This window comes from Paenibacillus turicensis, from assembly GCF_050461185.1.
Lineage (GTDB): Bacteria > Bacillota > Bacilli > Paenibacillales > Paenibacillaceae > Fontibacillus > Fontibacillus turicensis_A.
Genome location: NZ_JBCMOR010000001.1, coordinates 304,518 through 318,827 on the forward strand (window position 1 = coordinate 304,518; position 14,310 = coordinate 318,827).

General features: G+C 39.9%; 16 protein-coding genes. 10 read left to right on the forward strand and 6 right to left on the reverse strand.

All coding sequences use genetic code 11. The features are described from left to right. Window positions 1–12: 12 nt before the first annotated feature. The 6 genes from ABE099_RS01270 to ABE099_RS01295 all read left to right on the forward strand — a co-directional run bounded on the left by ABE099_RS01270 (window position 13) and on the right by ABE099_RS01295 (window position 6,008). On the forward strand, window positions 13–993 hold the full coding sequence (locus ABE099_RS01270; RefSeq protein ID WP_430026764.1) for an alpha/beta hydrolase: 981 nt from the start codon (window positions 13–15) through the stop codon (window positions 991–993). Window positions 994–999: 6 nt separating this feature from the next. Next, window positions 1,000–1,809, forward strand: coding sequence for an alpha/beta hydrolase (locus tag ABE099_RS01275; RefSeq protein WP_430026765.1), 810 nt, complete (start codon window positions 1,000–1,002; stop codon window positions 1,807–1,809). Further along, window positions 1,806–2,303, forward strand: a complete 498-nt coding sequence (locus ABE099_RS01280) for a DUF3237 domain-containing protein (RefSeq protein WP_430026766.1) — start codon at window positions 1,806–1,808, stop codon at window positions 2,301–2,303. Before ABE099_RS01275 ends, ABE099_RS01280 begins: the two co-directional genes overlap by 4 nt. A gap of 8 nt (window positions 2,304–2,311) precedes the next feature. Beyond that, window positions 2,312–3,268: a carbohydrate kinase family protein gene (locus ABE099_RS01285; protein WP_430026767.1), complete on the forward strand. Its 957-nt coding sequence runs from the start codon at window positions 2,312–2,314 to the stop codon at window positions 3,266–3,268. Between the two features lie 61 nt (window positions 3,269–3,329). After that, a complete protein-coding gene (gene gtfA / locus ABE099_RS01290; protein WP_430026768.1) occupies window positions 3,330–4,799 on the forward strand; it encodes a sucrose phosphorylase in 1,470 nt (489 codons plus the stop codon). 255 nt (window positions 4,800–5,054) lie between these two features. Beyond that, window positions 5,055–6,008: a tRNA dihydrouridine synthase gene (locus ABE099_RS01295; RefSeq protein ID WP_430026813.1), complete on the forward strand. Its 954-nt coding sequence runs from the start codon at window positions 5,055–5,057 to the stop codon at window positions 6,006–6,008. A 31-nt stretch (window positions 6,009–6,039) separates the two neighbouring features. On the opposite strand, the gene ABE099_RS01300 is transcribed toward ABE099_RS01295, so the two are convergent. Both ABE099_RS01300 and ABE099_RS01305 read right to left on the reverse strand, forming a co-directional pair. Further along, window positions 6,040–6,975: an alpha/beta hydrolase gene (locus tag ABE099_RS01300; protein WP_430026769.1), complete on the reverse strand. Its 936-nt coding sequence runs from the start codon at window positions 6,973–6,975 to the stop codon at window positions 6,040–6,042. Window positions 6,976–7,157: 182 nt separating this feature from the next. Beyond that, on the reverse strand, window positions 7,158–7,469 hold the full coding sequence (locus ABE099_RS01305; RefSeq protein WP_430026770.1) for an ArsR/SmtB family transcription factor: 312 nt from the start codon (window positions 7,467–7,469) through the stop codon (window positions 7,158–7,160). Between the two features lie 179 nt (window positions 7,470–7,648). Between ABE099_RS01305 and ABE099_RS01310 the strand changes: the two genes are divergently transcribed. From ABE099_RS01310 to ABE099_RS01325, 4 genes are all read left to right on the forward strand, one after another. Continuing rightward, on the forward strand, window positions 7,649–8,077 hold the full coding sequence (locus ABE099_RS01310; RefSeq protein ID WP_430026771.1) for a nuclear transport factor 2 family protein: 429 nt from the start codon (window positions 7,649–7,651) through the stop codon (window positions 8,075–8,077). Window positions 8,078–8,445: 368 nt separating this feature from the next. Then, window positions 8,446–10,095, forward strand: a complete 1,650-nt coding sequence (locus ABE099_RS01315; protein ID WP_430026772.1) for a helix-turn-helix domain-containing protein — start codon at window positions 8,446–8,448, stop codon at window positions 10,093–10,095. Window positions 10,096–10,231: 136 nt separating this feature from the next. Next, on the forward strand, window positions 10,232–11,185 hold the full coding sequence (locus ABE099_RS01320) for an iron-siderophore ABC transporter substrate-binding protein (protein WP_430026773.1): 954 nt from the start codon (window positions 10,232–10,234) through the stop codon (window positions 11,183–11,185). A 56-nt stretch (window positions 11,186–11,241) separates the two neighbouring features. Then, on the forward strand, window positions 11,242–11,820 hold the full coding sequence (locus ABE099_RS01325) for a nitroreductase family protein (protein WP_430026774.1): 579 nt from the start codon (window positions 11,242–11,244) through the stop codon (window positions 11,818–11,820). 65 nt (window positions 11,821–11,885) lie between these two features. On the opposite strand, the gene ABE099_RS01330 is transcribed toward ABE099_RS01325, so the two are convergent. The 4 genes from ABE099_RS01330 to ABE099_RS01345 form a co-directional block, all read right to left on the reverse strand. Beyond that, window positions 11,886–12,137: a hypothetical protein gene (locus ABE099_RS01330; protein ID WP_430026775.1), complete on the reverse strand. Its 252-nt coding sequence runs from the start codon at window positions 12,135–12,137 to the stop codon at window positions 11,886–11,888. A 109-nt stretch (window positions 12,138–12,246) separates the two neighbouring features. Beyond that, a complete protein-coding gene (locus tag ABE099_RS01335; protein WP_430026776.1) occupies window positions 12,247–12,618 on the reverse strand; it encodes a VOC family protein in 372 nt (123 codons plus the stop codon). Window positions 12,619–12,640: 22 nt separating this feature from the next. Beyond that, complete coding sequence (msrB, locus tag ABE099_RS01340) at window positions 12,641–13,738, reverse strand: peptide-methionine (R)-S-oxide reductase MsrB (protein ID WP_430026777.1); 1,098 nt, start codon at window positions 13,736–13,738, stop codon at window positions 12,641–12,643. Between the two features lie 15 nt (window positions 13,739–13,753). Continuing rightward, window positions 13,754–14,302, reverse strand: a complete 549-nt coding sequence (locus tag ABE099_RS01345) for a redoxin family protein (RefSeq protein ID WP_430026778.1) — start codon at window positions 14,300–14,302, stop codon at window positions 13,754–13,756. Window positions 14,303–14,310 lie beyond the last annotated feature (8 nt).

The window sequence follows — 14,310 nt, forward strand, 5'->3', positions numbered from 1 at the left end:
GAGTTTTGGGGAATGGCATATGAGGAAAGGGTCTTACCTGAACTACGAGATATATTGAATAATGCGCCAAGGTTTGATCTGTCTAAGGATTTAGATAAAATGAGAGGCTTTCAGCCACCCAAGCTGGAGGGATCACCTGATGTAAATATCACCATCCGTCATTTTCAAGGTTCAGAATCTGAGCTAAGGGTGAAAATTTATGAGCCCAAGAACAGAACCACTTCAGTTTTACCCGCCGTTTACTGGATTCATGGGGGTGGTTATGTATTAGGTAGCCCTGATGGGGATGACGGATTTTGTGAGTACATGGTAAATGAGGTTCATTGTGTTGTGATATCAATTGACTACCGTCTTGCACCCGAACATCCTTATCCAGCGGCGATTGAGGATTGTTATGCTGGTCTGAAATGGACAGCAGAGCATGCCGATGAATTGCAGATTGATCTTGCAAGGCTTGCCATTGCAGGTGCAAGTGCTGGTGGCGGATTAACAGCCGCGTTGGCGTTAATGGCTCGTGATCGTGGGGGACCGCAGATTGCTTTTCAGATGCCTTTGTATCCAATGTTAGATGATCGTAATGAAACCCCATCTAGTTATGAGATCAACGAAGAAAATATGCCATTAGCGTGGAATCGTGAAAGTAATATTATTGCATGGAGCATGTATTTAGGCACCCATGATCAGGTCGCACAGGATAATCATAGTGTTAGACCAGATGAGGTTTCACCTTATGCAGCGCCAAGCAGAGCTACAGATTTAGGCAATCTTCCACCTGCCTATACGTTTATCGGTCAGCTTGATCCTTTTAGGGATGAAGCACTAGATTATGTTGCTAGACTTGCACAGGCTGGGGTACCCGTTGAATTTCACTTATATCCTGGATGTTTTCATGGCTTTGATGCGATCTTCAATGAGGTAGATATTAGCAAACGAGCTAGAAGTGAGTGTATACAGGCACTAAAAAGGGCTTTAGAACATGGAGAAAAGGAGTAGATTTTGATGGCATTTTTTCAAGTGAACTTTTTTTCTAAGTCATTAAAAAGACAGGTTCCGTTTACTGCGTTTGTTCCTGTGGATACGCTAGAAATTCCAGGGCAAGAGCCAGTAGAGCGGGGGCCTATAAAATCCCTTTATTTATTGCATGGCTATGCAGGCAACCATATGGATTGGGGATTAGGTGCTAAAATTCAGGAATTATCACTGATTCATAATATCGCTGTGTTTATGCCAAGCGGAGAAAATAACTTTTATTTAGATGATAGTGATAAAGGGGAGCTTCACGCTGAATTTATCGGAAATGAGCTAGTTCAATTTACAAGAAAAACCTTCCCTATTTCTTCAAATAGAGAAGATACATTTATCGGTGGATTATCTATGGGGGGATTTGGGGCATTGCGTAATGGCTTAAAGTACTCCCAGCACTTCAGTAAAATTATTGCCTTATCCTCCGCCTTGATCACACGTAATATCGCAGGTATCCCGAAGGATTACAAAGACCCTATTGCAGACTATAACTATTATCGAAGAGTGTTTGGCGACTTAAATGAGCTACTTGGGAGCGATAAAGACCCTGAGGCGTTAATTCTTAATCTGAAAAAGGACACTGCAGAGAATCCTGAAAAAACATTGATTCCTAACATCTATATGGCGTGTGGAACAGAGGATTTTTTATTGAAGGAAAATAGAGCGTATCATGAATTTCTTAAGCACGAAGGTGTAGAGCATACCTACATTGAAGCGCCAGGGGTGCATGATTGGAAATTCTGGAATGAGTATATTGAAAAAGCGATGAAGTGGGCAACAGTATGAAGCTAGAAGCGGAATTGGTGCTTGAGCTCGAAGTAGAATTAGGACAAACGCAAGAGGTAGGGGATACGCCAAAAGGATTGTTAAGGCTGATACCGATTACAGGTGGGACTTTTTCTGGGCCTAATATAAAGGGCAGCATTTTATCAGGTGGGTATGACTGGAATACGACACGTCATGATCAAACAGCACATGCATTTGCTAAATATGCGCTTCAAACTGATGATGGGGTTGTTATCTCCGTTGAAAATGAAGGTATTTTGCCATCTGAGCCTCAACTTAGTCCAACCAGTCAAAGCAATCAAACCAGTCAATTTAGTCACTCTAGTTTAATTAAGACGACAACCCGTTTTGAAGTCGCGGATGGAAAATACGACTGGCTGCGTAGTGGTGTTTTTGTCGGAAGCTTGGAAGCAGGAGCAGGTACAAGTGAAGGTACAGGTGCAAGTGCAACGGAAATACCTACGGTATGCATAAAAATATATAAATTGAAATAGGTGTTGTGATGTTTACATTTGACGAGCGTTTTACTTTTTCCAAAAAAGAAAATGATCTGTTGTCCATCGGTGAGCTTTTAATTGATATGATCTCAGATGACTATGGGGACAATTTTGAGTCTAACACTTATCATAAATATTTTGGTGGTTCACCAGCGAATATTGCAATGAATACAAACAGGCTCGGCATACATGCTAGACTTGCTGCGGCTGTAGGTAAAGATGGGCTGGGGAGCTTTTTGATTAATCAAGTTGAGGATGCTGGTGTCGATCCTTCTCTTATACAGCAAGTACAATATGCCACGAGTATGGTGATGGTCACGAAAAGCATAAACACGCCTGTCCCGATCTTTTACAGGGGGGCAGATTACCAACTAAGCTATACTGACGAGCTTGACCAAGCAATAAAAAGCTCTAAAATCGTTCACTTCTCCAGTTGGCCTATTTCCAAAAGCCCTGCACGCCATACGATCGAAAAAGTTATGATGACTGCAAGTGAACATGGTTGCCTAGTCGGCTTTGATCCTAATTACCATCCTATGCTGTGGGACAATGGAGAGGCTGGGCTTGCCTATATTAAGTCTATCGTAGGTAAGGTTGATATTGTAAAGCCTTCCGAAGATGATGCAGAACGATTGTTTGGAAAGGACACTAATTTAAATCAAATTGAAAAGTTTCTTACGCTAGGTGCCAAACTGGTCATCATGACCTTAGGTAAAGAAGGGGCAATCGTCTCTAATGGCAAAGAAACTGTGGAATTTGCAACACTTGCACATAAAATCGTCGATACTACTGGCGCAGGAGATGCATTTTGGTCAGGGTTTTATGCAGGGTTCGTGAAAGGATATACCTTAAGGGAAGCTTTAATGCTTGGTTTTGCAGTCAGCGCATATAAACTGAAGTTTATGGGGGCTGTCGTAGCTTTGCCTGAGCTTGAGGAAATTAAGAAAATATATAGCTTATAGTGAAAAAAGTGAAAAAAGTGAAAAATAACTGAGCTGCGCTAATCAGGAGGAGAAATGTGACATGGCAGTAAAAAATAAAGTACAGCTTATTACTTATCCTGACTCTATGGGTGGAGACTTAAAAACGCTACATGAACTATTAAAAAAGCACTTTTCGGACATATTTAAAGGTGGCATTCATATCCTTCCTCCTTTTCCATCCTCCGGAGATCGTGGGTTTGCTCCGCTTACCTACTTAGAGATCGACCCTGCTTTTGGAAGCTGGGAGGATGTTAGTGCCATTGGCGAAAGCTTTGATGTGTTGGTTGATTTAATGGTCAATCATATCTCTAGACAGTCTAAGTATTTCCAAGATTTTTTGGAAAAGGGCAGACAATCGGAATATGCCGATCTGTTTATTACGTTAGATAAAATTTGGGCGGATGGACAACCAGTTGATGAGGACATCAATAAAATGTTTTTACGTAGACCACTTCCCTATTCTACCTTCCAGATTGAAAATACAGGTGAAGAAGAGAAGGTATGGACAACCTTTGGCAAAACCGATCCGTCTGAGCAAATCGATTTAGATATTCATTCAGAGCAGGTAAAGGCGCTTTTTAGGCAGTTTTTTGAAAACTTCAGTAAGCATAACGTCAAAATTGTGAGATTGGATGCAGTTGGTTATATTATTAAGAAGCTAGGGACAAGCTGCTTTTTCGTAGAACCTGAAATCTATGATTTCCTAGATTGGATTAACGAGCTTGCAAGCTCTCTTGGTATTGAACTGTTGCCCGAGGTTCATTCCCACTATTCCATTCAATATAAGCTAGCTGAGCATGGCTTTTGGATTTATGACTTTATTTTGCCCTACACGATATTGGACACTTTAATCGGGCAATCGAACGAAAAGCTTTATCAATATTTAGAGAACAGACCTGCTAAGCAGTTTACGATGCTGGATTGTCATGACGGTATCCCTGTGAAGCCAGATATGGATGAGCTCATTGATCCTAAAGAGGCTAGAAAGTTAGTGGATGTATGTCTGGAAAGAGGAGCAAATCTTAGCTTGATCTTATCTGACGAGCATAAGTCTGAGGATGGCTTTGATGTACATCAAATTCGTTGCTCCTATTATTCGGTTTTAAATCATGATGACGACGCTTATTTGGCTGCTAGAGCTATTCAATTTTTTGTGCCAGGCGTACCACAGGTTTATTATGTAGGACTTCTTGCTGGCGAAAATGATATCGAAGCCGTTGAAAAATCAGGTGAAGGTCGTGAAATTAATCGACATAACTTTACTGTAGAAGAAGTTGAGGTTGCGGTACAAAAAAGTGTCGTTCAAAGACTCATGCAGTTGATCCGCTTCAGAAATGAATACGATGCATTTAATGGAGAGTTTAGTATTGTTCCATGCCCTAAGGATGAGGTTATACTTACATGGAAAAAGGATACATTATGGTGTACCTTATTGATTAACTTGCAAAGCAATCGTACTATTATTAAATATATTGATGATAACGGGCAAGAAGTCGAATATTTGGTGTAAGCCTATATGAGCGTAGCGTTTAACTAATAGTGTTTTCAAAACTTGCAAATTTGTATATAAAGTGGGCGTCCCTTAAATGGGATGCTCTTTTTTGAGCTTATATGGAATACCGGGAAGCATTGATCTTAATGATTAAACAATGTTACACTGTCATAGATTATTTAAGTCAATTTTAAATTTTTTAGAAGTTATAAAAGCTTATTTAACACAATTTTTGGGACAACGGTCCTGTAGCTATAGAGGAGATTTGAAATGTTGAAGGAAAATTTTTGGCGTGATTTACCACGACCCTTTTTTATATTAGCACCAATGGAAGATGTAACAGATGTTGTATTTCGCCATGTTGTAAGTAAAGCAGGCAAACCCGATATATTATTTACAGAGTTTGCGAATACGGAAAGCTATTGTCATCCAGAGGGCCATAAAAGTGTGCGTGGACGTTTAGCTTTTACCGAAGATGAACAGCCGATTGTCGCTCATATTTGGGGAGATAAGCCTGAATTTTTTCGTGAGATGAGCATTGGGATGGCGAGGGAAGGCTTTAAGGGTATCGATATTAATATGGGTTGTCCTGTCGTCAACGTCGCCGAAAATGGCAAGGGAAGTGGCTTAATTTGCCGACCTACGGTTGCCGCGGACATTATCCAAGCCGCTAAAGCGGGAGGATTGCCTGTAAGTGTTAAAACAAGACTAGGCTTTACTGCCGTTGAAGAATGGCGTGACTGGTTAACCCATATTTTACAGCAAGATATTGTGAACCTATCGATTCATTTACGGACAAGAGAAGAAATGAGTAAGGTGGATGCACATTGGGAACTGATTCCTGAGATTAAAAAGCTTCGTGATGAGATTGCACCACACACGTTGCTAACGATTAACGGAGATATCCCTGACCGTCAGACAGGACTTAAGCTGGCAGAGCAATATGGGGTAGATGGGATTATGATTGGACGAGGTATTTTCCAAAATCCATTTGCGTTTGAGACTGAGCCAAAGGAGCATAGCAGTGAGGAGTTGCTTGATCTGCTACGTTTGCATCTTGATCTTCATGATCACTATTCAGCCCAGATTCCACGATCCTTTAGCGCACTTGCACGTTTCTTCAAAATTTATGTGCGTGGGTTTCGAGGGGCAAGTGAACTAAGAAATAATTTGATGAATGCTAAGTCGACAGATGGGGCGAGAGCGTTGTTGGATGAGTTTAGGTAAAAAAACGGCAGAAATGCCGTTTTTTCTTTTGTTATTGCACACCTTTATCCTCCACCATATTCGCCTGCATCACATCTTGCCAATTCGGATTATGCATCATCTCGGCATCTTCATCATTCTTGCCATAAAATGCCTTCTTAGCTTCTTGATCATTTAGCAGATGAGCCCTCATCCATGCAGTCAAGTAACCCCGGTGATTGCCACCATCACCTTCTATTGCCGTATGTGCTGCACCTTTTGCCATTCCCATCATAACGGGTGTGTTCGCGTTAGTATGTTGTAGTGCGTCTTGATTGCTGGATAGTGGTGATATTAGAAAATCTCGTGTACCGCCCATAATAAGAAAAGGAACCCGAATCCGTGCTGTATCGTACACATCCTCTGGATCACAATACTTCAAATCAGGTAGAGCAATGGATACAATCGTTTTAATTAAAGCTCCATTTTTAAAGCTGGTATGTGCATTAATGACCCCGGTTGAGCCTTGAGAATGTCCAGCTACGCCTATTTGATCTACATTTACTTTTTGATAAAACAAACTGTTTACTTGTTGATTTTTACCTACCAAATAATCGATTCCCTCCATAATTTCGTTACCTGTTCCTGTTGTTTTGCTATAGGAATCGATCACAATAAAGCCCCAGCTAGCAAGATGAGTAAGAATTTCGTTGTACCGATCAGGTGTTGCATCTGTTCCATTTCCCCAAGAAATTATAGGATAGGTTTCGCTCACTTGAAATGCGGGATAATAAATTCTAAATAAATCCTCAGTGTTCGTTCCCTTCACTTCTTCTATCTGTACATCATAGCTCCCCTGTTGTGCATAACGCTGCTCAATACTTCCTTCTGCAAGTGATGGCACGTTGGAATGGATAATTATTTGCATGAAAATTGTAAGTGGGACTACCACGATAAGAAAAACAGCAAGTAACCATAAAATCCACTTTCGTTTTTTAAAGAAAGACATAGGTGTGACCTCTCGATCGTTTATGTTGTGAATTATTTTGCATCAATTACAGTGTGAATGATTAGATAAATGAGGCTTTCATTAAGGATATGTATAGGATAATTTCAGGTCTTGGGGAACTTATCTAACCAAAAAAACCGATGGGAACTTTACATTCGTAAAATTTCGATCGGTTTTAGTCTTTAATCATGGTCTCCAGTTTGCAGAATCAAATCAACTAAGCCTGGGAAACGGGTATTTAGATCATCCTTTCTAAGTGAATAAAAGTGGTGTTTCCCTTCGATGCGTGGCTGGATAATGCCTGCTTCACGAAGCAGTTTGACGTGGTGGGACAACGTTGATTTAGAAATATGGTCGACTTCAAAAGCGGAGCAGTGCATCTCGCCCGAACTAGCTAGACAGTACGCAATCTTCATGCGTAACGGATCACCTAATGCATTACACACCGTGGTCAGGCTCATCTCTGAAGTTGTAGGTATCGGTAAAGTTCTCATAAGGTAGATACTAGCACATTCGACATCTCCTTTCAATGTTCGAAAAATTTCGATCTATGTATTGCGTTGCTCATATTAAGTGTGTTATAGTTCTTTTCATATCTTTATAGTTCGAAATTATTCGAACCGATAAATCTATACTTTCACAAAGGGTATAGCAAATACAGGAGGTCATAAAAATGACAAATACAGCGACTGCTGGAAACACTACTAACTCTGTAAACACGGATAAGAACATCACAATGTTAAATAACTATTTCCGTTTGTTTGATGCTTCTCGCACTGACGATCGAGCTATGCAGGACTTGTTATCCTTATTTACGGAGGATGTCGAAGTTATTTCAAACGGTAATAGCCGAACAGGATTCGATGTGGTTATTAAAACTATTTATGAGTACAACAAAGACATCAAACATATGTGGGATGCATGGGTACTTCAGCCTGACGGTAGCTATAAGACTAACTGGGCAGTATGTGGACAAGCGAAAGATGGCACGGTTTTTACCAAAGAAGGTATAGATATTATGCGTTTAAATGAAGAGGGAAAGATTATCTATATGAAGAACGTGCAGACGACTGAAGAAGCTTACAGTGAATATATTTCTTAAGGAGAAATAATTTCATATGACGATATTATTAATCTTGTATTAAAAGATTTGCTTATGACGTATCGATTATATTAAAAAGATATTGAAGCATCAAAGTATAAAAAAATCAGAAAGCATGAACACCTTTAGAAGGGATTCATGCTTTCTGGATTTTTTAATTGCACCCCGTTATCCTCCATCAGTTTCGCCTTCCTCATATTTCCCGAATCACATCCACTCAATTCACATTATGCGTCATCTCAGCATCTTCGCCATAAAATGCCTTCTTAGCGATGATTGCCACATTCATTAACGCTCTATAATTGAAAACGATTATCATTTAAAATAAATAGTAGAAATCTAAATGAATCGAAAGGTCTAGGTATAGAATGAAGCAGAAAATAAAAACTGGAATTCCGTTTCGTGATTTTCATTTTGTTATGAATAATATTCAGTTGTGTAATTCAACTCTTGATTTAACAGTGCATCAAAAACCGCTGTTACATACGTTATTACTAATCACTGGAGGTCAAGGCAACTTAAAAATAGAGAATGAAAGTATAAAGCTCCATAGGGGGGCATGCATCTATATACGCCCTGAAATCCCAATGGTTTTTGCTCAGAAGAGTGATGAACCACTTGTCTATTTTAAGCTATCATTTTCCATAAATTATATAGATGGATCGGATGCTAAGGAAGAAAACGATAACGTTACAACCGTAAGGCCGCTTAATCAAAATGAATGGCTCCATGATGGCCTCATGGAAAATTTACCTACTCATATGCTTGAGAAAAAAATGCAAGAATTGCTACAGTACTGGGATGAAGAGGATGAATGGCTACAGATCCAAAATCATTTTCGTTTTCAAAATCTGATTTATTTTATAGTTGAGCACATGGGAAATAGGGTAGGGGAGAAAAATGCAAAGTTAGCAGTGGAGCGAACAATTCAGTACCTACAGCAACATTACCGAGAAGTTTCTAATATTGAACAATTAGCACAGATGGCTAACATGAGTCGCCGTTGGTATAATACGTTGTTCAAGGAAATGACTGGACAAAGTCCAACAGAATATTTGACAGAACTGCGTATCAATCGAGCCAAGGAACTGATGCATATCGCAGGCAATCGTCTTTACGATATTGCACGCGAGGTTGGTTTTCAGGATGAACATTATTTTAGTAGAAGGTTTAAACAATCTGTAGGTGCTTCTCCTCGGCATTATATTATGAATCGGCGCCATTTAGGCATTTCCGTTACCTATCCAGAGCTTTTGTATTCGATCGGCGTTACACCGATAGCTGCTCCTGTGGGAAATGATGATTTTCCAGAGTACCTTAAAGAACCATTTTCAAATATTTCACGTTTGCCCTGCACGAGAGAGCTAGATTATGACACAATTCGTAGCGTTAAACCTGATCTTATTTTAGCCCCAATGTGGAAAGATCAACAAAATTACGAAACACTTTCTAGTATTGCGACAACCGTTCTACTCCCTGAAAGAGACAATTGGCGTGAGGAACTGTGTGATATTGCAGAAGTGCTGGGAAAGAAAAAAGAGGCTAAGCATGTAATCCAAAATTATGAATATCAGATTGAAATTGCCAGAGTACGATTGCGTGAGATTTTACAAAATGAGTCTGTGGCATATTTACGGGTAACAAAAAATGAGGCAGTTATTTATGGAAGACAATCAAGCAGAGGAAAAATGCTTCATGAGGAGCTAGGACTCCAGACAATGCCTGCATTACACAATGAGCAATTAGGCTATACATTAGCAAAGGAATCATCTTTTAAATTCGATGCAGATCATATCATTCTTCATCTCGATCAGCCATCTCACAACGCACAGAAAATGTATGTACAATGGGCAAGAGGTAACCAAGCTAATAATGAGAAATTATTTAAAGGAAAATCAATTTACCCAGTAGGTGGAATGCATTGGTACAACTTTTCCTTTTCTCCACTAGCAACATGTCTTGCTATCCAAGAGCTTATTTCTTGTCTGGAGTCTAAGAAGAACATAAATCATGTGTAGCTCATTCTCAAAACTCCAACTTATCGTTCCTATTTCTCCATACACTGTGGGCATGTATTCGTTTATTATGATAATGATAATTATTATCAACTTATTATCGACTTATCATCAGCAAATGACATGGAGGATTATGTAAATGAAACGAATGGGAAGCAAGGTTGCTTTATTAGCATCTATATTGTTATTACTAATAACTACAGCTTGTAGTACAGAAGGAAAAGAGCAAACATCAGCTACGGACAAGCAAAGGGTTGTAGAAAGTGTTAAAGGGCAAGTCTCAATCCCTGCACATCCTCAGCGGATTATAGCTACTACGGTCACATATCCTGATTATTTATATGCACTAGGTATAGTTCCAGTTGCGGCTGAGAATTATCATGAACAATTTGCATCCTATTTTCAAGGTGCCTTTAAAGATGTGATTAAGTTGGGAAATGGTACGGGTCCTAATTTTGAAAAAGTGCTGGCTGCGGCTCCTGATCTTATCATTGCCTCTGATTGGCGAGATGAAGCTCATTATGACCAGCTTACACAAATCGCACCTACTGTTTTGCTGAAAAGTCAGGAGGAGTGGCGAGATGAGCTACGCGAAATTGCAAAGGTACTTAACGTCTCGGATAAAGCCGAGCAAGTCATTCAGAACTATGACCAGAAAATAAAGGAAGCGAAGGAACGTCTGCATACTTTAATTGGCGACGAAACAGTCATTTATATGCGAATAACGCCTAAAGGTAGTGTTATTTCAGGACCGCTATCAGGCAGAGGAAAGGTCATTCATGAGGAACTTGGCTTAAAGACAGTAGATGCTTTTCCGAAAGATGAGGCGGGTGTAGAAGTGTCTTTGGAGATGCTTCCAAAATACAATCCAGATCATTTTATTATTCAAGTGGATCGTGGTGGAGATGGGGAGCAGGCGAGCAAAGCATACGAAGCAATGGCAGACAATTCACTTTGGAAAAGTCTGAAGGCAGTCAAAAATGGACACGTGTATCTTGTTGGAGATAATGAATGGTTTAACTTTGGCTTTTCACCTGTAGCAAATGTGTATGCGATCGATCAAATTATAAGTGAATTTGAAAAAAGTAAATAAGATAAATAAGATGGCGAAAAAATAAAAAATAAATAAACAAGATGGAGATCGAGATGATGTACGATGAATTGAGTCGTGTTATTCGGGAAAGACGTTCCATTAGGAGATATAAGGGGCAAAGCATTCCTGAGTCAATAATGTATGAATTACTAAATGATGCTGTATGGGCCCCGTATCACTCTGCCAAAGAGCCATGGCGTTTTATTCTTTTTTCCGAGGAAGGCAGACATGCCTTTGCACAAGCAGTACTAACAACCTACACTACTGAGGAGCTAGAAAAATATGGTGAGAGTGCAACGCGGGATTATTGTGAGAATGCGGCGGCACATTTAATTGTAGTTGTTAAGGCGGAGTCCCGTCCTAAAGAAGCTGAAGAAGCATTACTTGCATGTGCAGCTTTTATTCAGAATCTTCAGCTTTTGGCATGGAATCGAGGGATTGGTATCGTGTGGAAGACGAATGAATATAATGAAGACCCACGTTTTCATGAAGCGATTGGTGTTAAGCCAGGTGAGAAGATCGCGGGAACTCTCCATATGGGATATTATGATGCGGAGAATATACCCAAATCTCGTCCAAGACGTAAGGCTGAGCAATTGACTGTATGGCATAAGGAGTGCTCTAAAGAGGTTTAGGTTATATGGCAGCTAAACGAGGTTACTTCCTGATTAGGAGTACCCTCGTTTAATGTATAACTTTTTTACACATTTTGCTTTAGTTGATTTAGTTCTCTCCGTAGCTTCCTACGAAATCCTAAATTCGCTGTGTCTACAGCATGATCAGCACTTTTTGCAGTTGCTGAACTACATCTTTTACACACTGTTACTGTTTTACCTTCCGAATTGGTCGCAGAATAAAGCAACTTGATCCGAGTGGAGAGGCAGATTGGACAAGTTCCTCTTCCTCTTGACGTTGTGTTCCATAAGCCTTTACCACGTTTTGTTTTAGCCATTAGGGCCTCCTATAACTGAATTATAGTGTTATCATACTATGCAGAAATATCCAGTTAAAGGTAAATAATGATTATAGTTAAAGTATCCTGTTAAGGTCTTGGCTAATTATTATTTGTTATTATGTTCCGCTAACTGTACCTCAAAGCCGTCTGGGTCAAGTATATAAAAGAAACTTAAATTGGGATTAGGTGCAATGGGGCCGCGAGCTACTGGGATACCTTTGGTTTCTAAGTAAATCATAGCCTTATCTAATGACTCAACCTCAAAGCCAAGGGAAATCCCACACTCTGGCTTCATCACTTGCTCACTTCCTTGAATAAGCTCTAGCTTCGGTTTCCCATCCATACTTAACATCGCGATTTGCTTTCCTCTGCTCTCGAATCTACGTTCAATAGGAAGTCCTAATACTTGATTATAAAACTGTAATGAAGACTCAAGATCGTGTACCCTAAGCGTAATCCAATTTAGATGTAAATTCATCTACTAGAACACTTCCTTTATACTATTTCGATTCCATCAGTGGCAATAAATATCCATAATTCTCTTCTCTCATCTTATCTAGTGGAATAAATTTAATGGAGGCACTGTTGATACAATAACGTTTACCTCCACGATCGGCAGGTCCATCGTCAAACACATGACCAAGATGGATGTCACCTGCTCGACTCCTAACTTCTGTACGCTCCATCCCGAAGCTTGTATCCGTTTTATACGTGACTACCTCAGGTGCAATTGGCTTCGTAAAACTTGGCCAGCCACATCCCGAATCATATTTATCTACACTAGAAAACAAAGGCTCACCCGTTGTAATATCGACATACAAGCCTGGTTCATAATTGTCCCAATATTCATTACTAAAGGCGCGCTCCGTATCATTATTTACAGCGACAGCATACTGGGCATCGGTTAAACGTTCCTTTAAGACTTCGTTTGTTGGACGTGGGTACATTGCAGGATCAATTACAATTTCTTGTTTATCCAAAATACTTAAATCAATATGGCAATAGCCGTTTGGATTTTTTTCTAAATAATCCTGATGATATTCCTCAGCTAAATAATAGTTTTGTAGCGGCCCCACTTCCGTTACGATCGGTTTGTCATATTTCTTTTGCTCTTCAGCTACGGCCTGTTGAATAATTTTAGCATCTTCCTCAGACGTATAATAGATCCCTGATCGGTATTGAATACCTTGATCATTTCCTTGCTTATTTAGACTAGTAGGATCAACCACTCTGAAATAATATTCAAGCAATTTCTGTAGATTTACTTGTTTTGGATCGTATTTTACATGGACAGTTTCCGCAAAGCCACGGTCACCTCGGATCACATCCTCATAGGTAGGCTGCTCACCTTCTCCATTGGCATAACCAGAGGTGACATCTTGAACCCCGTGAATTCGTGCCATATACGCTTCTACTCCCCAAAAACAGCCACCTGCTAAATACACCTCTTTTAATTCATCCTCATTGACGGTTACTATCGGTTTTTGAGGCGAGGGGGCAGTAGCAGTTTTGCTCTCAGCTTTACTACCGCAAGCAGATAAAACGATAATCATTGTAATGAGGCATAAACCTAACACACTACTTTTCATCAACTTCATATCGTTACTCCTTCCTCACTTCATTCCGTTTAAAGTCTTAACAATTTGCTCATTGTCGGCATGACCTGGTTGTGATTTAGCCAAAATACCGTCTGATCCAATATAAAATGAACTTGGGTAAGCTCTGAGTCCAAACTGCTTAGCCCATTCTCCATCCTCATCTAACAGGACAGTTAAGTTACTGTACGGCTGCCTGTTAAACCATTCAGTAAACTCTTTAGCAGATTTCTCCCCTTTGTAGTTAGGCGTCACGATCGTTACAATTTGAAAATCCTTTTCCTGTCCTGCTAATGTATTGAGGTCTTCAAGACCCGCAAGGCAAATCGAACACCAAGAAGCCCAATATTTCACATATACTTTTTTACCTTGAGCCTCCTTTAGCTGAAAGGAGTTGCCCTTGAGATCATTTAATACAAACTGTGGAGCGGCTTCCCCTTTGTTCATAGTAGCTTGTGCCCCCATATTCGTGCTTTGTGAGGATTGTTTGGTGCCACAGGCGGTTAAGATGGATAATAAGCTACCTATAATAAGCACATAACCAAGCCATTTCCATGTACGTTTCATCTTGTGTC